Source organism: Solibacillus daqui, from assembly GCF_028747805.1.
In the GTDB taxonomy this organism is placed as follows: domain Bacteria; phylum Bacillota; class Bacilli; order Bacillales_A; family Planococcaceae; genus Solibacillus; species Solibacillus daqui.
In genome coordinates, this window is sequence record NZ_CP114887.1 from 2159012 (window position 1) to 2182492 (window position 23481).

Annotated in this window: 17 protein-coding genes and 1 pseudogene; 6 read left to right on the top strand and 12 right to left on the bottom strand. The window is 32.4% G+C overall.

Going from position 1 to position 23481, the window contains the following annotated elements:
• Positions 1 to 170 precede the first annotated feature (170 nt).
• On the top strand, positions 171 to 302 hold the full coding sequence (locus tag O7776_RS10435; protein WP_274307016.1) for a hypothetical protein: 132 nt from the start codon (positions 171 to 173) through the stop codon (positions 300 to 302).
• A gap of 100 nt (positions 303 to 402) precedes the next feature.
• Here the strand turns inward: O7776_RS10435 and O7776_RS10440 are convergent, their stop codons facing one another.
• The 3 genes from O7776_RS10440 to O7776_RS10450 all read right to left on the bottom strand — a co-directional run bounded on the left by O7776_RS10440 (position 403) and on the right by O7776_RS10450 (position 5399).
• Positions 403 to 2175, bottom strand: coding sequence for an AIPR family protein (locus tag O7776_RS10440; RefSeq protein ID WP_274307017.1), 1773 nt, complete (start codon positions 2173 to 2175; stop codon positions 403 to 405).
• Positions 2176 to 2257: 82 nt separating this feature from the next.
• The gene (locus O7776_RS10445) at positions 2258 to 4456 is read right to left on the bottom strand and encodes a DEAD/DEAH box helicase (RefSeq protein WP_274307018.1); all 2199 of its coding nucleotides are present in this window, start codon (positions 4454 to 4456) and stop codon (positions 2258 to 2260) included.
• Between the two features lies 1 nt (position 4457).
• Complete coding sequence (locus O7776_RS10450) at positions 4458 to 5399, bottom strand: HamA C-terminal domain-containing protein (RefSeq protein ID WP_274307019.1); 942 nt, start codon at positions 5397 to 5399, stop codon at positions 4458 to 4460.
• A gap of 110 nt (positions 5400 to 5509) precedes the next feature.
• On the opposite strand from O7776_RS10450, the gene O7776_RS10455 reads away from it, so the two are divergent.
• Positions 5510 to 5752, top strand: coding sequence for a hypothetical protein (locus tag O7776_RS10455; RefSeq protein WP_274307020.1), 243 nt, complete (start codon positions 5510 to 5512; stop codon positions 5750 to 5752).
• A gap of 80 nt (positions 5753 to 5832) precedes the next feature.
• On the opposite strand, the gene O7776_RS20355 is transcribed toward O7776_RS10455, so the two are convergent.
• Positions 5833 to 5937 carry a stalk domain-containing protein gene (locus O7776_RS20355; protein WP_420802112.1) on the bottom strand — a complete coding sequence of 35 codons (105 nt, stop codon included), beginning with the start codon at positions 5935 to 5937 and terminating at the stop codon, positions 5833 to 5835.
• 3 nt (positions 5938 to 5940) lie between these two features.
• On the opposite strand from O7776_RS20355, the pseudogene O7776_RS10460 reads away from it, so the two are divergent.
• The 4 genes and pseudogenes from O7776_RS10460 to O7776_RS10475 all read left to right on the top strand — a co-directional run.
• A pseudogene (locus tag O7776_RS10460) lies at positions 5941 to 6270 on the top strand (non-homologous end joining protein Ku); the annotation flags it as partial.
• Positions 6271 to 6734: 464 nt separating this feature from the next.
• On the top strand, positions 6735 to 7541 hold the full coding sequence (locus tag O7776_RS10465; protein ID WP_274307021.1) for a hypothetical protein: 807 nt from the start codon (positions 6735 to 6737) through the stop codon (positions 7539 to 7541).
• On the top strand, positions 7516 to 8322 hold the full coding sequence (locus O7776_RS10470; protein WP_274310478.1) for a radical SAM protein: 807 nt from the start codon (positions 7516 to 7518) through the stop codon (positions 8320 to 8322). Before O7776_RS10465 ends, O7776_RS10470 begins: the two co-directional genes overlap by 26 nt.
• 550 nt (positions 8323 to 8872) lie before the next feature.
• Positions 8873 to 9184 (top strand): hypothetical protein, encoded by a 312-nt coding sequence (locus O7776_RS10475; protein ID WP_274307022.1) that lies wholly within the window; start codon positions 8873 to 8875, stop codon positions 9182 to 9184.
• Positions 9185 to 9553: 369 nt separating this feature from the next.
• On the opposite strand, the gene O7776_RS10480 is transcribed toward O7776_RS10475, so the two are convergent.
• From O7776_RS10480 to O7776_RS10515, 8 genes are all read right to left on the bottom strand, one after another.
• Complete coding sequence (locus O7776_RS10480) at positions 9554 to 10324, bottom strand: HNH endonuclease (RefSeq protein ID WP_274307023.1); 771 nt, start codon at positions 10322 to 10324, stop codon at positions 9554 to 9556.
• A gap of 286 nt (positions 10325 to 10610) precedes the next feature.
• Positions 10611 to 10835: a hypothetical protein gene (locus O7776_RS10485; protein ID WP_274307024.1), complete on the bottom strand. Its 225-nt coding sequence runs from the start codon at positions 10833 to 10835 to the stop codon at positions 10611 to 10613.
• Between the two features lie 239 nt (positions 10836 to 11074).
• The gene (locus O7776_RS10490) at positions 11075 to 12466 is read right to left on the bottom strand and encodes an MrcB family domain-containing protein (RefSeq protein ID WP_274307025.1); all 1392 of its coding nucleotides are present in this window, start codon (positions 12464 to 12466) and stop codon (positions 11075 to 11077) included.
• Positions 12467 to 13353: 887 nt separating this feature from the next.
• Complete coding sequence (locus O7776_RS10495) at positions 13354 to 13959, bottom strand: recombinase family protein (protein ID WP_274307026.1); 606 nt, start codon at positions 13957 to 13959, stop codon at positions 13354 to 13356.
• 887 nt (positions 13960 to 14846) lie between these two features.
• On the bottom strand, positions 14847 to 16379 hold the full coding sequence (locus O7776_RS10500; RefSeq protein WP_274307027.1) for a DEAD/DEAH box helicase family protein: 1533 nt from the start codon (positions 16377 to 16379) through the stop codon (positions 14847 to 14849).
• A 1170-nt stretch (positions 16380 to 17549) separates the two neighbouring features.
• Entirely contained in the window at positions 17550 to 18464 is a 915-nt protein-coding gene (locus tag O7776_RS10505; RefSeq protein ID WP_274307028.1) for a tyrosine-type recombinase/integrase, read from the bottom strand.
• 214 nt (positions 18465 to 18678) lie between these two features.
• Complete coding sequence (locus O7776_RS10510; RefSeq protein WP_274307029.1) at positions 18679 to 19419, bottom strand: nucleoside-diphosphate sugar epimerase; 741 nt, start codon at positions 19417 to 19419, stop codon at positions 18679 to 18681.
• Between the two features lie 258 nt (positions 19420 to 19677).
• On the bottom strand, positions 19678 to 23424 hold the full coding sequence (locus tag O7776_RS10515) for an AAA domain-containing protein (RefSeq protein WP_274307030.1): 3747 nt from the start codon (positions 23422 to 23424) through the stop codon (positions 19678 to 19680).
• Positions 23425 to 23481: the final 57 nt, after the last annotated feature.

The following is a 23481-nucleotide window of genomic DNA, read 5'->3' on the forward strand; positions in this document are numbered from 1 at the left end:
CCGGTCATTCTCCGCTAGCCTATACGCTACAAACGCAGTTTCACCAACGCTTATCTCGCAACCATTTCTATACGAATCTTATCCGCAATTATGGCGATGAATTCTGAATTGGTTGGCGGTATCGTTAAATATATAACTTAAAATCATTGATATATAAGGGGTTTGCGAACATGATGAAGCATATAGTCCATCATAGTAAAAAAACTGAAGAGGAAGCATTAGCCACCCTATCAGTTTTTCTATATTTAGATGCTGGTTACCATTGTGATAATAATAATACTCCTACCCCTATTATTTATTAATGTAGCAAAAAGGTGGAAATATATCCTACAATCTCAAAGTATTCAATAGCTGCAAGGGCAATTTACTTTTTAGGATACATTATAAAAGAACCATTTTAAATTAATTTACAATACTAACTTGTGCAAACCTTAAATAATTTGAGGTAATATATCTACTAAACTCTGTTTGCTTAGATATATTCACTATATCTGAATAAGTAGTCTCTTCTATATAAGCTCTAATAATGGCTTTTAAGATTTCCAATGACCTTCTAACAGTTTGCTCGTTTAGAGAATCAATAGTAATTTTCAACATTTCATTTTCATGATAATTTGGTTTTGAAAGAAGTACGCTGACAGCCACTCTAGAAATATGGAATAAATAGTATTTCTTTAGCTTTTCATCTAGCTCATCACCTTGTTCAATAGTTAAAATATCTTTTATTATTTGTTCTACTTTTTTTACAACCTGAATACTTTTCAGATATATATTTGGGTCTCTAGATTCTGTAAACAATTCTTGATAATCTGTATCCTCTTTAGTTAATATTGTGGGATTAGATCTCGCTTTAGAAGGATTTTTCTCAGTTATCACTAAACTTGTTAAGCACTGCGCTAAGAAATTAATCGAAATAATTTTCTTTGTCGGTTTCTTCAAGTTTTTATAATAATTTTTTCTTCTATCGTAGTAATAATCGTGAGATAAAAAGAATTCTTCAATATCACGTTGAATTGTATCAGTAGCACGTAATAAAGATGTCGGTACAGGATTCTGCGAGTTTGTTGACTTAATCACTCTATCCGAGGTTACTTTATTATCTGTAATTATTATTTTTAGTAAGACTGAACGTTTTTCTTCCGGAAATTCACCTTCTGATAACGTATTATAAATCGAATAGGATGTTTGTAGCCCATTTACAATCTGTACATTATCTAAATTTAATGTCTTACCAGTCAAAGATCCTTTATCTGCAAGAATAGTAACGCCGTTATTTAGCCACCAAAAATCTAATTCCTTTTCTTCTTTAATTGTATTAGAAATCTCTGAATTAGTTACTGTGTTATTTTGGAAATCTCTGATATTTGAATCAAACAAGTAATTTCGTAATAAGCTATCTTGATCAGTTATAAAATTAAAATAATCCTTTAGATTTGCAGATGCTATATATCCACGTTTATCGTCTCCAGAAAAGTCCAATGCAATTGGGTTTTCATTCAATTTTAATGATAATGAAAATTGCTTTTCTTCCCTATTCATTGCGACCAATTCTCTACGACCTACCAAGTCAAAATCAAAGAAGGCACTACCTATATCAGTCCTAGCTAAAGTTGTTTGTAAAATCCTTACTTTATCAATATACGATTCATTTGGGGCATCATCATTATATATATTAAATCTATCCCCTTTGCAAATGTGTCTGTATATAATTTTATATACTGGATGTGCTGATGCAGTTTGAATAATAATTTTACGTAACCCATGAATTCTTTCTATTAAATCAGTATTCCAACTCACAGGAGAAAAAACTGTTTCAAGATCAAATATTGATGATGTAGCGGTATTGAACTTATGCACCACATTCTCTTCAATAGTATTTGAATTTTTATATTGATGTATATGGACTTCAATATTTTTTGCTTTTTTAATATGTTCTAATTGTTCATACGAAGATATGTACTCATCGTCCACAAAAATATAAAAACCATCTATCCCGTTATCCTTGCCGCCTCCTATAAGTCCATTTCTAATTTCTTCACTATCCAAATCTTTTTGTTTTAATAATTGCTCAGCTGCAAATATTTCAAAAACACTATCTTTCTCCACTGGAGTAGTCATCCCCAATTGATCAGCATATTCATTCAAAATAGTATCAAGTAAAATTGAACCAGTCATATTTTTCCTCTTCCCTCAATAATTATTGCCATTTTTAGTAAATCAAATTTACATAAGCTTTTCAATTAAATAAAAATTTAACTCAATGATTATTTAAAAGATTTTTTAATTTATTTTTTTCATATTCCAATAAATTATTGTCATTCCAAATTTTATTTTCATTAATATAATCTAATACGGCGTTAATTTTAATATCCTCAGGAATTCTTGATTGAATCTTTTTTAATGCCGTTGCTGGGATGCCTAAATCTAATAGATGCGTAAGGTTTTCTATAATGTTTTCATTTTCTATTAATTGAGCATATACAGAGTAATCCCCTGGTGTTATACCTATTTTTTCACATATTTCTTTCTGAAGAATATTTAATACATTCAACCATTTAGGAACTTTATATTTTAACCAGTGCCTTTGAAATTGCATAGCTTTTACAATTGAGGTATCTAAAATTTGGTCTCTACTTTTATTTTTATTTTTGGCTAATTTAGACTCAAAATTAAACTCATTATTTATTAAAGGTATTAAATTTTCATTAAAACCAAAATTAAAAGTCATATAAACAAGTCTACCCTTAGTCATTGGTCTAGTTGTTTCACCTGGTTTCAATAAATTATCCCAAGCTATTCCTAATAAATATTCTAACTGTTCGTATTTAGGCACACCTTTCCAACAAATTAATTCCCTATCTTCTCTAAGCTTTTGAGTCAATTCTCTAATAATATTTACTTGACCATTCACTGATACATAATTATCTCTAACTACTTCAAAAAATTCACCAGTTGTTTGAAGTAAACAATTATATTTATCCTCTAAACTATCTATTATTTGTTCTTTCTCAATGTTTATTAATAATTCATCTGAAATAGCATTTTGATCTATAAAAGGTATGTCAACAACTGTTTCTTGTTTAACTGGAATCTCATTAAATAAATATATTCTACCTAATATATGCTGCATAAATCTGCCTGCACGGCCTTTTATATTACTAAAATCAAAATAATCTATTTCATTACCACCCTTTTTATTATCAAAAATTGCTATATTTTTTGCTGAAGTATTTACCCCTTCAATTAATGTCGATGTACAAAATAAGTAGTTTAATTTTCTGCTGTTAAAATATTCCACTACACTTTCGTTCAAATGCTTTAACATACCGCCATGATGTACCCCTATTCGATTTTTTAGTAATTCAGTATACGACCATCGGCGAGGGAAATTTTGTTCGATCCACACGATTGCGTCTAGTTGTAGTGGTATGACTTCAACTAAATTATTATCTTTTTCCTTTAAATAATTTAAAAACTTTTGTGAGATACTACGCACTCTATCAGGCGATGAACAATATATAATTGTCTGTTCTTCCCTTAAATCCCATAATAAATCAAATAAAAGTTTTTCTTTAAATTTAACTTTTCCCTTTGAGGTTAGGGCATCACAATAAGTAGCATATAAATCTACAACTTCACTATTAACCAAATTAAAATCAGTCTTGTAAAAAATTACCTGATTTTTTTCGATGAATTTTCGAGAGATATAATCGATATTTGGACCTAAAAAATATAACTGTGGATTATATTTATTAATCAAAAAATTCACAGCTATATTTAAAATGTCTGCTCTTTCATCATCTCTAGCATTGCTAAATTTATAAAATTCATCAACTACTAGAAAATCAATATCTGGTAATTTCTCAATTTCCATAACTCGTTCACTTGTTAATATAAATATATTTTTACTTTCTAACTCTTGTTTAGTATTCAGAATTATATTGTATTCATTACTGTATTTAGTTAATTTTTTATATGTTTCATGAATTAATGCAAGAGTAGGTTGAATAATAATTATATTATTATAATTTAGACTAGCTATTATTTCTTCAATTAACAAACTTTTCCCGAAACTTGTTGGAGCACTGAGAATTAAATTATTTCTTTTCTCAATTAAATTTAGTATATTCTTCTGTTCACTATGTAAAGTTATATTTCCTATATTTTCTGAATTGTGATAACTAACTCGAATTAATTGACTTAAGTCTTCTTTCTTATCATTTTTATATTCTTTAAAGTATGGATATAGACCTGCCGAATCAAGTAAATCTAACCAAATCTTTTGATTTTCTGAATCTACTTTAGACCAATTGTCTAATATAGCCAATATCAATTCTCTAGCTTCAGCTTCGTTACCTTTTCTTAAAGAGCTCGACGCTATCTTAGATAAATTAAAGGTATAGTCAAAATCTAATAATTCCTCATCATAAATCTTTTCAATAAACGTATTCGACATCTCAATCACCTAATTTCTGCATAATAGTTAATTTTTGATGCATTTTTTTTACTAATTCATTTTTAGATAGTACCGGAAATAGAATTAATATTATATTTAACTTGTCCCTTAAAGGATGATCGTTTTTATTATCAAAATGACTTTTCAATGAGGCTATTTCTTTTTCCAAATCTGAAATAAAACTCGCATCTGTCTCATCATTATGATTTCCAAAAATTTCACACGTATATGTGCAAATCATAGGTATTACAATTTGAGACAATTGATTTTTTAAAGTAGTACTTGAATCTAATAAATCTAACCAGTACATTTGTTTTTCATTACTTGAATCTTTTATTCGATTTGAAATGATATTAAATTCATCATTTAAATAATCTCTTTGAAAGTGCTCTTTTAAATCACATACGAGAGCTTCTACTCCTTTTTTACCATCTGAATAAAGTTTTGATTCGCCTAACCATAATGTTTTAGAATCTTCGTGTATATGAATTGAATCAAACCCATGTACAGCATGGCCATAAGAGTCTTTAAAATAAATCTTTGAAATTAATGGAATTGTAGAATGAAAATCTCTAAGTATTAAATGTAAAATTAATTCTCCAAACTCACCTCTTTTTAAATACTTTTTATCAACTTCTATTTCATCATCCAACTCACCATTTGCTAAATATAATTCTGCAACTTCTTTAAATTCTGAAATTTTATAAATAGATTTTGCAGCATTGGCTATTTTTTCCACCATTTCATCATTTGGAGTCGAATCTCCTAAATGGTAACCAAACGCAAATTCAGGAATTAAATTAACAAGTAATTTCACCAACTTTCCAAGTCGATATTCCATCTCTCCATTGTCATTTAAATCGTAGCCAACAAAATAAGCTGTACAGTCTGCCCCTATTATCTTTTCATTTATTATCTTAGAAGATTTACTTATAGTACTCACATAATTTCACTCCATCCAGTTATGCAATTAATTACATTATACCCAATTTTACTAAATACTGTATAATAAAAAAGTCTCCAAACTGCTCCACAAGCACATATGGGGACAATATGGCAATTACAATCAAAAAAGAAACATTAAAAAATGGGACTATATCTTATAAATTCGTTGTGAATTTAGGTATTCCTGAAGGTGAAACTAAACCGCGAATCGTTACTCGACGTGGGTTTACTTTAACAAAGGAAGCAAAGCAGGAATTAAAAAAACTACAAACTCAAGCTGCTCTTGGAATCTATCCTGAGAAGACAAAGCGCGGTATTACTGAAGTTACGAATTTTAAAAAAAATTGCTAAAGTTGTAACAGCCCCGACTTGCGCCGGTACATCGATGTTCACCGTTTTTCCGTTTACTTTTGTAGCTTTAGAGCCGATTTTCAGCAAAAAATTTTTTCGTCATTTTTTGAAGCATTTATAGTTTTTGATGATTGTTCCCATAGTACCTCTGCTCCTAAAACCTCAAAAATGCCCCGTAAGGGCACCTTTTCCCCGATGAAGTGAGAAGTGTTAATGATGTCCCGAATATACCTAGCGTTGATGCTGTTGTACAAAAAGAACTTGATACAGCTCTAATGTTAGTAGAACAGTTAACAACAGTTTTCGAACCAACTAAATACACTGACGAATATAGAACAGCATTAATGGAACTAATAGAAGATAAAAATAAAAAAACTAGTAGTACAGTTACTGCAACCGACAAGAAACCATTGCCTGATAATGTGACCGATCTTATGTCTGCTCTTCAAGCATCATTAGATAAAACGAAGAAGCCACCTACAAGAAAGCGTACAACCAAAAATAAGAAAAATGCTTAGAATTGAATCATAATAATTTGCAACTAATTAGTTCTAGGTCTATTACTTTGTAAAAGATAATAAAAATTCTTCCAAACAGACTAAATTCGGGAGGTGATATTCATGCCAAATGACAACAACACCTTCAACGCCCAGAAGCTAAAAAAATCAAGCTTCTGGGCGTTTTCTAAATAACGAAAATATAATGATGTTTTTTGATTTGCTCAAACGTTACTCTTTTATGGATGGACTAAAATACTAAAATCACCGAGAGCGACATAATTAACCAAATCAGAAATCTTAGCCGAACATAATTCCCCTAAATTAATATTAATTTATCCCCTGGTACAACCACAATGCTGGCTACTTACAATTTCCCCTTTTTTCTAATAACCGTGGATAGCAATCTTTTATATAAGAAAGTTCTTCAATTAGGTATTATAATAATATATGGAAAATTAATTATTTATTGGAGGTTTTAGATTTTGAATAGACCAAGTTTTTTGTATAAGTTAAACATTGCTTTAGAAATAATTTTATTCTCAATATCGTTAATAATCCTTGGAATCCTGCTAGAAGAAGGTTTGTATGTTTGGTTTACTATTATTTCCATCCTAGCACTAGGTTTGGAAATTTTACTAAAAGTTAAAAGTGTTAATCCAATTATCAACAGGGCACAAAAATTAGAATCAAAATCAATAGAATTAACTACCAATGGAATCGAGAATATCTATTTTATGTATAACAACGATTCTAAAAATGATCGTAATTCCCAGATAATAAAAGCGATTGATAATGCAACAGAAATGTTTTTATTAGCTGAAACCGGGAAATCATATTTAGATAAATTAACAGCAAGACATTGGAATAATGTAAAAAATCAACTTAATAATGGAACTCAATTTAAAGTGTTATTAATAGACCCTACATGTGAGAATAAAGTTGCTAGAAACAAACGCAATAATAGGGATGGCGTAGATAAGAAATTAGATATTGATGATTTAATTGAACTAGATAAAACATATGAAAACTTAACTATTAAGTTCACTAACCATGTTTATAATACTGTGTTCTTCACGGATACATATATGGTTTATGATCCCTATCATCTAGGAAAAACTTCTGACAGACTTGAAAACAACTTTGTAGCTATAGAATTTAGTAGTTCAAATAATAATTATAAAACTTTAAAAAGTCATTTTGAATATTGTTGGGATAATGCTAAAACACTCGAAGAAGTTGCAGATGAAAGTCAAGGTGAAAATAATGAAAAGACTTATACTAACTTATAATCAAAGCTGTAATTTAAAATGTAAGTTTTGTTACATAGATTTCCATTATAAAAAAATAGAAGATCGAACATTGGAAATTGTTCGACAAGCAATTTCATTAGGATTTGATATCATCACTTTCGGTGGTGGTGACTCTTTTAGTAAAAGGAATTTTAGAAATGCCTGTCGTATAGCAAAAATCAATAATATTTTTATTCATGTAGATACAAACGGCGTATCTATACGCGAAGATGATTATGATTTTATTAATGATAATGTTGATTTACTTGGAATTTCCATAGATCAGTTATGGGATGAACATGACAATTTTAGAGATACCAAAAACTTATTTGCAAAAATCGACAAGACTTTAACACAGTTAGAAAAAAGTAATATAGAAATAAAAATAAACACTATCCTTACAAATAAGAATAAAGAATCTATTGAAGAAATTTTTTATTATATAAAACAGTTTAAAAACATCTCAAGATGGAGTATTTATCAATTTTTCCCGTTATCATCTGCTAGATTACACAAATCTATTTATGAAATTACTGATGAAGAATTTGATAATACTCTAAATTTCTTAAATAAGTCATCTCAACATTTTAAAATTGAAAAATATAAATTTGTTGATAGAGTTCAGGGCTATATTTTCTGTGATGAAGAAGGTAAACTCTATTCAAACAGTATTGAAGGTGAATACCTTCCAATAGGTTCAATCTTTAATGAAAATGATTGCTTAAATTTATTAAAGAAAGATCAATTAATTAATCCTAAAACAGAAGATAGATATTCATAAGAAGCTGTTTCATTCTTTTAGGTATAATGCGTGCATGTGGCGTGCTGCTGATTCATCCTTTCGGGAGGGGGGTTCGGGACGTCTCCGGGCTACGTTGCTTTGTTGCTGCGTGGTCTGGTAAACGATTGAAGGGCAAAAATACTGTACATATTATTTGGGGTCTTATCTCCTTAGCCTTCCACCCCGCCCCCCCATATTCCCCCTCTATCGAATTCTTGTATATTATTTTTCGAAATAACCATCGATTCATAGCACGGCAACAAAGATTGATTGCTGAATATGAATTGAATCGCTTTAATCGTGTGTGAATTGTTTATCAGTTTATTAATGCCTTAGTAATACGAAATAACAATATGAAACAACGATATAAAACGTACTGTATAGCGTACATATAGGGGCTATTTAAAACGTGTTGTTTGTGTTCCCATACGGAATGTATAATTATAGGATTTATCTTCCAAAGCAGATTATCAATATAATATAATGAATGCATCTTCTATAAAAATCTCAACTTTAGAAGACATAACATATACAGAAAGTAGGAAAATAAATGTCTGCATTAATAATTGATAGTATTAAAGTTGAAAACATAATTGGAACAATAGATGATTATGGACTTGGGGGATTTATGGCTAAGGTATCCATTAAAGGTGATTTTCTGGGTGTTACTTTTGAAGAAGATTTTATCGTTAGTAAACCACTAAAATCACAGGATAGTCTTTCAGTTCAATTTAGTGATTTTATTAATCCTGGAAATACACAAAATGCATTACTAAATGCAGTGAAAAAATGGGTTCAAGATAACCTCTTTAATATCCAAAAAGCAGGATTATCTAATCCGGGTAAGTGGGTAAATATGTAATTAAATAAAAATCCATCTAACATAAGGTGGATTTTTTTTATTTATAACGTATTCATAACTTAGAGGTTTTGAAACCAACAATATAACCCGATAAATTCAATATATCAAAAGGTAGCATAACTTATATCCATATACAAACCTAATAATGAGGAGAGTTTCATGAAGTATGGCTATGCAAGGGTAGCGACTTCTGTCCAAAATTTATCGTGAGCACTTCACTGGAAAAAAACAGATAGACCAACGTAATTTAACGCTTACCTTTCTATTTCCCCATATGTTTTATACACTTACGAAAATAGACGAGTTTATAGATAAGTATAATAAAAAAAGAGAGCACAAACGTTAATTTATGCCCCGTCATTATATTGTCTATTTAACGATGGTTTTACAGAAACTTCTAATTCCCTTCAATTCATCAATTGAGTAGGCTGGCTTTCGTTTGTGCAACATTGCATGACAGTTTGGACAGACTGGTTTTAAATCGTTAATAGGGTCAATTTCATATTCTTCACCAATGGAACTAATCTCAATTTCATGATGAACGTGAATATATTTTTCTCCAATTTGACCATATTCGTCTTCGAATTTCATTTCACACACTTGGCAGCCATATCCATAATGGTCTAAACATTCATTTCTTGCTTTAGAATTTCTTTCATAACGAGTAATTGTACTTTCCTTTTTTGCACCTTCTATAAATTGTTTACGTTTATTTGCTATATATTTCTCAGGAATTTCATCAAGATCTTCAATAAAGCCCCAAACTATATGAGCAGGTTTTCCATCTTCGAAATCTTTAACATAACCTAATCCTTTAAAAATGAAATTTACATCAGAACTATCTTCTCTTGTGAAAATATAAACTTCATGATTGCCACTCATCATCTGTTTAATTGAAAAGGTATCTAATGTATGATTGTTTTTACTAAACCAATATAATTCATCCTTAGTTAGAATATTTGGATAGTCATGACCTGTTCTTCCCGCTGTTTCCGTAGTCGCAAAAATAAAATAACAATCTCTATAAGTTGTATATCCTGTTGCCCAATCATCCCTGTTAATCCCAGGATTTGGATGCCCTACTTTTGTTTTTACATCTTTCCTAGTATAATTTGTCCCAATAGTAAAACGATATTTCAATTATATCAACCACCTTAAATTTATTTGAAATCCAATTTCATATTAACTACATTATGTAAATATTTGAAGATGTATACAATAAAAAACACAAACTTCTGTCCTTCTCCAAACTTCGTGGATGGACATTTTTGGTGTATGAGACTTATTAGTGTATCTTTCAATTAGTAAAAATTTAGTACAAAAAAGACCACCATTTAAAGGTGATCCAAAAAAAGGAAAAGCACTCAGTTAAACATCCAATTCATAACCATTAACTTGTTTGGTTGACGCTTGAACTGTCTCAAATTCAGTATCTTGCACAAACTTCTAAATTTGAATACATGCCTTCCATTATTATATTTATACACCTTTTAATAACGTACACCCCCATCATTAGAAGGTCGCCAGGTAGAGTGTTCTCCAACTCGCCATCATCATTTAATTTTGGCGTTACCTCATCAACCACGTACACAGTCAAGTAACCACTAATTAGACCTAACCCTACCACGCTAATTAAATCAAAATCAGTCAACGTAACCCCCCTGCTTTAAATTATCACACCACGTTTTTGCTAAAAACTTTTTAACTTTTTCTTTTTGACCTTTATCTATCTCTTCTAAATCCTCCACAAAATTTTGCATGAATTCTCCTTAACCATTTGCACAATTTACCTATAATAGTTGAAGACACCAACCCTTTAACGCATAATCGCTCTGCAAATACAAAATCATACAGCTGGCTTTTTTCGAGGTTTAATTTACCCTATTAGTATTACTTGTAATAAGTTAACAACTCATCAAATTCAATGTATATTCCTTTCACCTTCCACTCTTCTACGCGATCTTCGTAAAGCTTTCGCAAAATACCTACTTTTTCTTCAAATAAACCGTGATGTAATAATCTGTGATCTGTCGAACATAAACACGCGATGTTTGAGAAAGTATCGAGCGACTTTTCAAACTTGTGCTGAACGTGTAACGGAATGATATGATGTAGCTCCATGAACATTTCCCCTGTCACGGCTGATATAAATGTAGTGTGAGTCGAATCTACTTCACAAGTATGGTTTGCTCGTTGTAATGCCTTCGCAGCCTCTGATGCGCTTCGTGGATATTGTTTCTTCCCTTTATTTTGTTCAATAGGGGGTAAAGCATCTGCTCCAGGTTCTAAAACTAATTCGTCAAAATTATATTCCTTTTGCTCTTTCGAAATTTTTTCAATTACTTGTTGTTCTTTTTCAAGCTCTTCTTCGAATTCATCTAAGTAAAGCTGATCATCTTCTAATAAAATAGAAGCATTCATTCCATCGAAGCCACCGTATAAAGAAAGTTGCGGTTTAATCTGCATTAGACCACCTAATAATTCTAAAATGACTTCAAAAACTTCTTTCGAATTAACTTTTTGTAGATCATTAATTGTTAACGAAGCTCCAGCAATATGTCCCGCTTCATAACCCTTCGCTAATTTACCCGAACCTTTTAAATGAATAGGACTTTTCGAAATTCTCTCATTAGAAAACTTAAGTTTATCTTTCCAAAACTCAGCTACCTTTTGAAGCTTTTCAATATAATTTCCGGGTAAACCTTTTTTGTTATATCGTTGTTCAAAGAATGTAACACCTTGATTTAAAGAAATGAATACTTCATTACCTGCCGGACTAAAGAGTAAAACTACGTAGTAGCCTTTAGTAGCAGATTTAGAAATCTCATCATCAAAAACACAAATCCAAGGTACCTCCGCGAAACGGCCTTTCCCCATAGACGGTGTAATCGTGTATTTAGTCATGTCTAATCCGGTACCCTTAGATATATAAGGAACGATCTCATCCTTTAGCACTTTTCCTAACGGATGATTTTTCAATTCTTCTTTATCACGTGCATTCGGATACTTCTCCATAAATGAAATTAATGTAGGTATAAACTCTATAACTTCAGTAGCTATACCTAAATTCTGCTTACTAATGAATGGTATATCAAGGATCTTTGCTAAAGGCACATCGTAAGCTGCACTAGCTTTCATTAGGCTATTAATTGTAAGAACCATATCTTCGTTGTTTTCCATCTTAGACAAATTCGACTTTGAAGTACCCATTTTTTGTGCAGCTTGCGTTAAGCTCATTCCTGACTTTTCACGTAAACCTTTTAAATTTGATTGAATAGACATTATTATTACCTCCGTTTTTTCGTTTCCTGACAGTGGAAACTTGATTAACATAACTTTATCACAACCAAAAATATAAATCAACACATTTCCACCCTCAAGAAACAACTACATATGTAAATAACCTATATCAATCTAAAAATAAAAGCTTTGTAACGTGTTATCCCCTAACGTTTTAACTAATAATCGAAGTTCAATTAATGATTTTTTTAAATCCAAAGGAATTTTTTAGAACAAAGGTGTATGTCTAAAAATTCTACCTTCTAGATTTAGCAAAACATCAGCTGCAGTGTTTACATATTCCTCAATGGCGTCTATAAATTAATTACGTGAAAACAGTAGATTTCCATCGTCACATTATTTATGCGGTTTAATTAGAATCTAATCACAGCAACGGTTTTGGGTCATTTTGGATACTACTAGAAAATCAGCTTTAATAACCTTCGTACAACTTTTAACATTCATTCTTTCCAAGGGCGTTGTTACAACCACTTATTTTAGCAATAGTTGCTAAATTTGCCCCTGCTCATTTGATTCATTACGTTTCGGGGGATAAGATAATTTCAAGTCGTGTAACTATACCTGGTTACTCAAATACCGTTCCAACAAGACGGCCTCTTGATATAAAATTACCCCCGTTTAATCGAAATAAAAATAGACTTTAAAGTAAATACGTGTAATTATTGGATTGTGTATTCTCCATTTTCTTATCAAGATCCAAATAACACTACATTTCGAATTAAAATGTGGATTTTATCAACATAAAAAGGAGTGCCTACAATTGATGTGGCACTCCTTAAATTTAAAGCTATTTTGTAAAATCATAAGTTCATACCGTACATTTAATAAAAGCTATTTTAGATCACAAAACTCAAGCGCTGCTTTCAAATTCATAAAGTACATTCATACTCTTTTACTTTCTTGTAAAAAGTAGATTTATTCATTCCTACCAATTGCATAAACTCAACTGCTTTCAAATTGCCATTTTTCCATTGTTTATAAAACTTATTCCAATTGTTAGGAAGTTCTAATATTGGTCGCCCTAAGTGCTTACCTTTCGATTTTGCAATTTCAATTCCTTCCCTCTGACGTTGCCTAATTGTGTGACGTTCTTGTTCTGCCATTGATGTGTATACTTCAATTATAATATTGTTAATCATATCAATAATCCATTCTTCTTCTTTTGGTCTATCTTGCATTGTCGTTGGAATATCAATAATCTTTACGCGTACTTCCTTCTTTTTAAACAGCTCTAAATACTCCTTGATTAGTTCTTTATTACGTCCTAAGCGATCAATTGACTTGATAAATAGTGTATCACCACTTCTCATTGCTTTTATCATATTTTGGAACCCATCGCGTTCCATATCTTTTCCACTAGCTTTATCACTGTAAATGTAATCCTCACTTGTCACATATGGAATTACAGCTTCAAACTGTCTATCTAAATTCTGTTCTTTAGTTGATACACGAATATAACCAAACGAAATTGTCACAGGTATCCCCTTCCAATTATGTTATTGTTAATATTAGTGTATCCAAAGGTCAATTATTTTATGTACGTCCATAAAGGTTTATTTTCAGCATTAAATAGACGTATAAACATAACTTTCTTCATACTCCTATAAGGTGTACCTTTATGAACCAACCACATTAGAACATAGGATGTTATTTTACAGTTTCATACGTACATTCTTTCAAAATACAATAACACTCGTCAAAGTATCTATTCATAAGGGTTTATATGACATATCACTAAAAATTTATATATTTTTACATAAATCACATAATTATCTCTGTCTCTAAAGCATTACAATCCCTTGTTTCTTTCGTCGTCGTTCGAAACCAATTACGAATCACCCCATTAAATCCGAGGTACTGAAAAGCCTTATTTATCAATGTTTTAAGATATAATATTAGTGAAATTTCGACCTGTATTTGTATCGATTAATAACAGCACCGTGTGTTTGAATGTATTAAGGATTCAAAGTGAATTTAATGAATTACCACTTCTACTTTTCACCTTATCCGTATAAACAAGGAAAAGGAATGAATTCAATCTATCCATTCCTTTAACCAATAAAAAACAAGTTCAAAACATTGGGATTCCATCCCCACTAAGCGAAAAGTACGCTCGCTTAGTTCCTACGGTGGGTCAATAAAGCAAAGAACGCTTTATTAACCAAGTCAATAAAGCAAAGAACGCTTTATCGACTTCAGCATGCTTCAACTATATATTCACCCACTATTTTAACGCTTTTATAAAATAATTATTATTTTGTGAATTTAGGAGGTATTTTACCACATTGATAACAAAATATTTTGTATCCCATTTTATACATTATTCAATATATAGATATAGAAGCTTTTTGGGATACATTGGTCAATCGTCTTTTTCTTTTATTACTTGCCAATACCTTTTTGATTTTACTTTTCCACTAACACGTATCGAAGTTTGTTTGTTTACAATTTGATAAGGCATATTACAATCTTTCAAGTATCCGTTTAATGTATTTATCCCTAATGTCCTCTTCCCCTTCAATCCACTAATTTCAAATTGATTCCTTAATGCTTTCTGCTCATTTTTAAATAACTTTTCACCAACAATACCATCTAGATAATTAGTCAATATGACTTTTTGTTTTTGCTGTTCAAAACCCTCATAATCTACAACAATTGAACTAGGACAATCTAGTTTATCTATAATAAATTCTTTATACCCAATCCCGATTATTTTGTTCCCTTTTTTATCAACCCAACCCATCATGAGCTGTAAATTAGCTTCATTTTCCAATAACTTCAAATAAGCTATGTCATTGATTTCCCATTCACCTTTCATACTATTATAATTTATATATGGATTTTTAAATTCTCGATTATTCAAATATTTACTATCAAACGCACTTCTATCATTTTTAAACAATGCCATTTCTTCTAAATAATTGGATTTTCTTATGTTTAATTGCCCGTTTGGATAATTACGAATATAATAAGTACAGCTATCCTCAAGTCCTTCTATATATTTGTGATTACCCTTATTAATACATCTTTTTCTTCCCAAACACTGTATTAATTGAGAATAATCAAAAATATTACAAATGATATGTTTGATCGCATATGAACTTAGTGAAATGCCAACATCTAACGCAGTAGTTGTAATTAAAAGCCTACCCTCAAAATCCTGATTGTGTAACTTTCCTATATTTTCAGAAAGTAATTTCTTTGCTTTGGTATCCTTTGTCCATTTAGAGCAAAAAAACGTTGCTATTTCCTTAAATTGCTCATATAATTCAATCGCTTCAATCATTGAATTAGTGAAATAGATTAACTTATCATCTGTATTTTCCAACTTATCTTTAATGATATCCAAATATGCAGATTTACGTGTGTAAAATATCACCTGATCTACGTAACTATAATCCTTAGGTATATAATAACGCTGCTCGTTTTTAACTTGCCCTGAATGTATTAATAGATTAAATAGCCCTTCACAAGTTGCACTCATAAATAACTTCTGTGCTGAATGGCTTATAATCCACTTATATGACAAATCAGTATACAAATCATATATTTCAAGTACATGATGAAATTCATCACAAACAACCCAATCATAATCCCCAACAATTTCAATACTATTTTTCACCCTATCTTCAATGTGTTGATATGTCATTACTTCTATATTTGATTTTCCTTTGTCTTTAATTTCTAATCTAACTTCATCCGCCAGTTGTAAACGATTACAGATAAAAAGTACTCTCAATTTATTTTTTAAACAATATTCATAAAATTTATTAAGTACAAAGTACGTTTTCCCTGTCCCCGTCCCTCCCTCAAAAATTACATTCCCTTCCCATTTTCCTATATCTTCACAATTTATAACATTTGTAAAATTTTCTCCAACATTAAATTTAATCATCCTAATTGCCCCCTATGTATATGTTAGACTTCAAAATAACAGAAATATATTACATAAATGTACAAGTAAGGTATATATTAACCGGAATAAACGTTCGATAATAGCTCTATAATTTTAAAAAATTTTATAGTATAATAACTATAGGAACTCCCTTTAAAGTAAGATAATTAAAAAAATGTTTTATTTTAAAAGCTATTTTGACAGTTATTTTGTAGCCTCTGGAATTTAAATATTTCGTTATATTCTAATTTCTATACATATACAAATAAGCAAAAAACACCTTTATATTGCGTGTATAGTTGGCTATTGTTGAATTGGATATTTCCCTTCCAAATCGTCCCTAGCCTTTGGATTGTTATTGGCATTGTCATTGACAGTCAATTCATACTTCCCTCGCTCTCCCAAACTGCGCATATAACTTTTTTAATGTTCTGCTTTGACATGCCTAGGTGAATCAATTTCAAATTCTACAAGTATTCATTTAGCAAATAACCTTAAGGTCTGTTCATAGGATTTTAATGTTTTAACAGACAATCCTTTCGCAGTACAATCCAACATAAATCGATCAATATCTATATCAAATTCATTCAAAAAACACTTCCATGAACGAGATTTTCTCGTAAATGAAAGCGTTTCAAAGTAAGCATCATTTAATTAACATTAGTTGTATGAATTCAAGTATTTATTTGTTGGTATGGCTACAGTAAATTCATAACTTAAAAATCTTATAAATCCAGTCATACCAACGCTTTGAATGTCACCTGTAAATCAGATAGAGGAATCAATCTCTCATTGATTTCTCTTCAAACACATTAATCCCCTTTTTAGTAAAAAACTTGTGTAATAATATTCTACATCCAATTCCCCATAAACTTCCACTTTAGTCTCTCCATACATGTATGACTGTGTTGGATTACGGTCTTTGCTAGTATTAATCTTATTTGTGTTACCTTACTTATATCCAGCCCAAAATTGTTCTACCAATTCTATTGACCTCATCATCGCTAAATCTATCACCATCGACTACGTTAACAAGACAATATTTATTAAAGTTAGGTTAGCAATTACCCATCGTTGCTTTTCTATATTCCAAATTCGACTAAGAAGCCTATATAGTGTTATTCAATTTTAGTAGTCGTTAGTGTTCAAGCACTAGCGGCTTTTTTATGTTTAAAAATCAAAATTGTTCAATGGATTGTGCTTATCATTTTCCTGTTTTAAATGACTTCCCCAGAGGTTTACGTAGCGCTGGGTTGTTTGAATATGCTCATGGCGCATCAATTTTTGAACTGCAAATGCATTAACTCCGGACATAATAAGTCGCTGTGCGTAGGTGTGCCTAAATGTATGCGGAGATAATCTCACGCTGTCCCCAAAGTTCATCTTCCTTTTTAAGTCTCTAAAAATGTACTCAATCGTATGGATTGTAAAAGGAACTTCTTTGTTTGTTACAAAAATATAGTCGCTCTTTGTCTTTAAAACCGTGTTAGAGAAACTTTTAAATGCCATTAACTCTCTAGTTAATTTATCCGTTAAAAATACTGTTTCATATTTCCTACTTTTACCGAAGACATTCATTGTTTGGTTAGTAAAAGAAACATCATTCCACTTCAATAAAATTAACTCTTTCCTTCTAATCCCTGTCCCTAATAAAATTAATAAAATTACATAATTTCTGTAGCTGGAATAAGATTGTTGCTTCTTTTTTTGAGTCCTATAATAAGCTAACATTTGATTGATTTGGATATCTGTAAAAGTATCGATTTTAACGTCAACCTTTTGTGTTTTTACCTTTTTAGCAATGTTTTCTTCAATGTAATTTTCTTCGACACAGTAATTGAAAAACGCCTTAGTCCGTAAAATAATCGTGTTGATCGTATGAGGTTTCTTATTTTGCTGCTGTGCCATAATTAAGTAATTTTTAAAATGAACCCTCGTCACATCCTCAACATTAATTGCACCCTCATCTATACAATAGTCAATGAATGGTTTTACCATGTAGCGATAACTAGCTATATTTGATTCACTCGTATTCTGATACTTTCTGTCAGCAATAAAATCTTCAAAAGCAAATTTTAGCAACAAAAAAATACACTCCTTTTCATCTAAATTAATAGATAATAAGAAGTGTACTATTGATAATAAATAAATTGTAAAAAACTCCGCATCTTATAAAGTAGCTCAAACTCTTGATAACACTAGGTTTACAAAAGTTTTAGAAAGCTTTCTCTTGATAAGACTATGAAATTGTCATAAGTGTACCATGTTAAGATAAATTATGCAATAATTCTAATAATAATTATTTTGCCTTTTCAAACTCAAACAATAATGCTTCTAGCTTTGCATCCCACTCACCCGTTAGCGTATTATACACACGAGCAAACTGTTGATTTTCCGCATCATTATGTGCCATAAAGCAAATGACCGGCACATCATTAATTTGTACAGATGATGAACTCACAACACTTGAAATCGATGATGGCACTTCACCTTCAGCTAAAGGCTGCTCTGATAATTGTTGTTGAATATATTGTATCAGTATAGCTTCATTCATTTCTTCAATTTCTTCGGAATCTATTGTTGGAAATACTTCTGGAAACTGTTCCAATTCTTCAAATTGCTCTAAATCCCCCTCTAAAATCCCTTCATGCAAGGGGCTGAATTGTACAAAATAGCTTGTTTCATCAAGTTCCTCTTCAAAAATACCACTCGCTAATTGTGCCTCTCCTTTAGCAGTTAGTGAGAAAGCATCTTCTTTTTTAATCATACCTAGGCCCAGCATTTTATTGGTTAAATCATGAATTAATAGCGGTTCTACAAGTAAAATATCCGCTAAAAGCTCGGCATTTGTAAGCCTTGCTTTGTTAAATGAAATCAGCATCATCTTCATCAAGATATCCATCGCATTACGCATGACAGGGTGGTAGATGACTTCAAGTGTATGCACTGGAATGGAAAAGATCATTTGCTTTTCTATCGATACATCCTTTTGCTGCAAAATTTGCTGCTGCAATTTATCTGTTAAGCTTTGTAAATCCATAGGTTACTCCTTATCAATTACGCCCAGGCGTAATTGCGTCTAGATTTTTTTTGAGCTTGGGGCCACAGGATGTGGGTCAGTCAGCCGTTGTCACACGATGTGACGTCATTAGGCTGACTTCCTCTTTAAAATCCCCTCTAAAAATCTGTGACATCCGCCGGGGGCTTTGGGCCAACACGATGTTGGTCACTCAGGCGTTGCCGCACGACGCGGTGTTCTTAGCCTGAGTTCATCTCCTTCAGCCTCTGCTGAAGCAAGTTAAACCGCGTAATAACCGTTTTGCTGCTTTACGGTATCTAATACATGTCCATACATTGTACGTACTTTTTCAGCTTTCGGGCGCTCAGTAAACATTTTACTACTACCAATCATAATCAGTAGCTCACGCGCGCGCGATAATGCAACATTTAAACGACGATAATCCTTTGCAAATCCAATATCACCGCGCTCATTTTCATGGTTCCGCACCATACTAACGAGTATCACATCCATCTCCATTCCTTGGAACTTATCGACAGAACCTGTTCGAATGTGTAAGTGTGGCACATGAAGCTCCTGCTCAATTAATCGATTAATTCGCTTTACTTGTTCAGCGTAGAATGAGATAACACCAACTGATTTACAAGCATCCGGCTCGATTAAACCGTCTGCCTTCGCTTGTGCCGTCGCATCATTTATTTCGATTAACTGCGCTTTAATTTGATCTAGCTCAGCTTCATTATATAAACTCGAACCTTCTTTCATACGTAGTTCAAAGTTTGCCTGCTCATTCGCAATATCTAGCCATAGTAAATGATGATGGCGTGAAATTTTTGAAGTCGTTAAATAATGATCACGTACGGCATCAGAATCTTCTAAGCCGCATTGTAGGCGTTCAGATTCCTGCTCGTAAAATGGAGTAATCGTCTCCATAATATTTGCATGCATACGATATTGTAACGCTAACATTGTTTTGTTTTGCTGCGGTAAATTATTATACAAGCGTTCAAATAATGATTCCTCTAGTAACTTTTCAAGCTCACGTTTTTCTTCAAATGTCGTACTTTCCTTCACGACTTGCTCTAATGTTTCCTCAAATGTGGCGTCACCGACAAGTGGTGGTAGCTGATGATGATCTCCTACTAGGATAATTTTTGCCCCTTTTAGCATTGGTAACAGTAATTCAGGAGGCGTTGCTTTTGATACCTCGTCAATAATTACGACATCAAAAGTTGGATAATTATCCATGAACTCTTTATTAGCCGATGCTACACAAGTTGTACCAATCACATTTGCGTGTTTAACATATAACTTGCGAATTTCGTCTAAATCATGCTCATTTGCTTCGTTTAATAAACCATGCCACTCATTTTGTAGCTCTGCTGTTACAGGTAATAAGTCGATTTTAACTTGCAATGTAGCAATCATTTCTTGTAAACGTTCTATTTGTGCATTGACTTCAAGAATCGCTTGCTCTGGATTTGATTTTGTTAATAACTCTAGCTCCGTGCGACGTTTTTCATGTTGTACGCCCTCGCTGTTAAAGGCTTTAAATCGAGCTGTCATTTCCTCGACTGTTGTTGTGCCGAGTGCAATTTGTTCGTTGAGCACAGTAATTTCCTCTGATTTTTTTGCAAATTGAGTATCAAGCTTTTCGCGGTTTTGGCGCTGCGTTTCAACCTTCACTTGCTCAAGCTCAATTGATGCCAAAGTTTCTTGTAATTGTGGCACGGTTTGCGTAATGTCGATTGAATCATCGATGCGATCTTTTAGTGCTTGCATTTGGTTGTCATACGTTGTAGCTTCCGTTTGTAGCTTTGTTAAGAGCTCCAACTTCACGTCATTTTGCTCTTTGAATTGTAAAATGATTTCTTCTTTTAGCTTTTCAAAAATAAGCACGGTTTCACGAATGGCGTCCATATATTTTTCATTTAGCTGCTCCATGTATTGCATACGTAAATGAATGCCCTGAATCGAACGTGCACCATTTTGCACATTCACTTTGCGTTCAGCAAATGCACGGCTAAGCTTCGTTAAAAATTCCTGCACCTCTTCTAATGAATAATGGTGATTCATCGCTAACTGCTCAGCATTCACTTGGATACCAAGCGCGGTTTCACTATATTTCAACGCCTTTTCTAGTCGTTCGATTACGTCTTTTATCGGCTTGTATTGCTCCATTTGCGGCTGAATGCGATCGAGCGCTGTAAGTAATCGGTCCATCGCATAATTTCGGCGAATCTCATACTGTTGCATAAACTCTTCAATTTCATACACCTTTTTGAGTGAAGCTATTTTTTCAATAAGTGGATCAACATTCGCGGTTTCATTGGCACGCTCAATTTTTGTCATTACGGCTTGTTTTCGAGATTGGAATTGTTCAAATTGAGTACGGAGCTGACTTTGCTCCATTTGCAGCTTTAATTCGGTTTGTTGTTTAGTTAATTGCTGTTCTTTTTCATCTAATTGAGCCAGTGTTGAGCTGTCCGTTCGCTGCTGTTCAAAATTACTTACGGCTTCCTCGACAGATAGATGTGTTTGCTGTAGCTTTTCTAGCTTGCGTTCATTCTCTTCTAGCTCTTTTTTACAGACTGTGAGCTCTTTTTTCAACGCGTTAATTTTTTCGGCTAATACATGAAGCTCGGCTTTAGCAGCTTCTTTTTGCTCGATTTGCTGTTGGAGCGCTGTTTGTTCTTGTTCTAGCGCTGTAATTTCTATCGTTTTTTCTTCTATTTCGGCGAATAATAATTGCTCTTTTTTCGTGTGTAAAGAGATTTCGTGACCAATTGCCTCAAATGTTTGCTGCTGCCAATAACTTGCTACATTTTCCTCGATGAATTTCTTGCCTTCTTCTTCAATACTTTCCGTTCGACCATAACGTAAGATGCGAATATCCTTATTTGATAGGAGACGGCTAAGTGCGTTATCAACGGCTAAGTTGGACTGCGAGGCGACAAGCGTTTTCAAACCCGCCTTCGCATTTTGATAGCAAATTTCTGAAATAACAGTCGTTTTCCCCGTACCTGGTGGGCCCTGAATAACATATAAATCCTCAGCGCTCATTGCCCCTTCAACTGCCTGCTGCTGATATTCATTGAGTCGATTATGAAAATCAAGTGGAATGGTTGATTTGCGCTCGGCAATAGTTGGCTTGTCTTCAAACAGAATCGTTTCTAAATTGGCATTGGCAGCTAAGCCTTCTTTTAAACGCTCAAACCCTTTCAATAAGCGCTTTAACTGCGATTTCGTTGCTGCATTAGAAAATTCGATGTCCTCCGATTGGAAATGTAATTCATTTCTACGCGCTAAGTTACTGTAAAACGGCTTCAATGCAATTTCGACTGTATTTTCATTGCGGCGAACTTTCGCTACATCGCCAATTTCTTGAATATAGCCGCGCAACCGAGCACTCAATCCATCTAACTGCTTCCATTGCTTATTGTCTAAATTTGAAATACGAAATGTCGCATGGCTAAAGTCAGCATCAAAAGTGACATTCGAAAAACGCGCATGAATATCTTCAATATCCGCGTTTTTATTTAACACTTTTAAATACCCTTCCCAGCTCGAAATCCGTTTGTTTACATAGTCAAAGCGTTCCTGTGCAATTGGTAACTCATCTAGTACTTTCATAAAAGATTCATTGTATGTATGACCACTAATGCGTGATGCAACAAAATGTAGTTTCATCGTAGCACGACGATTTGTGACAACCGGTGTGCCTTTCCCACGAGTACGGAAGCTTTTGGCAACAAGTCCATTTTTTTTATCAAACACGCAGTCCATGATGACAACGCGCTCATCAAATTTGTTTTTTAGTTTTAAGTTTTTTTCATTGTCGAAATAAATTGTTATGTGTAGTTGTTCATCATCAACGGATACTTTTTCAATCGCAACAATGAAATATTGCTGTAAATTAAAAAAGGCGTGTTCATCTGGAACATGCTCCTTCATCGCTTCACGCGCGGTATTTGTTAATAAAATGTGACATCTAGTTTGCACTGCGGCGATTGTTTTCGGTGCCATGAACACACCTCCTCGTTGTTTAGTCATAACGTTTATTATAACAACTTTACAAGTTTC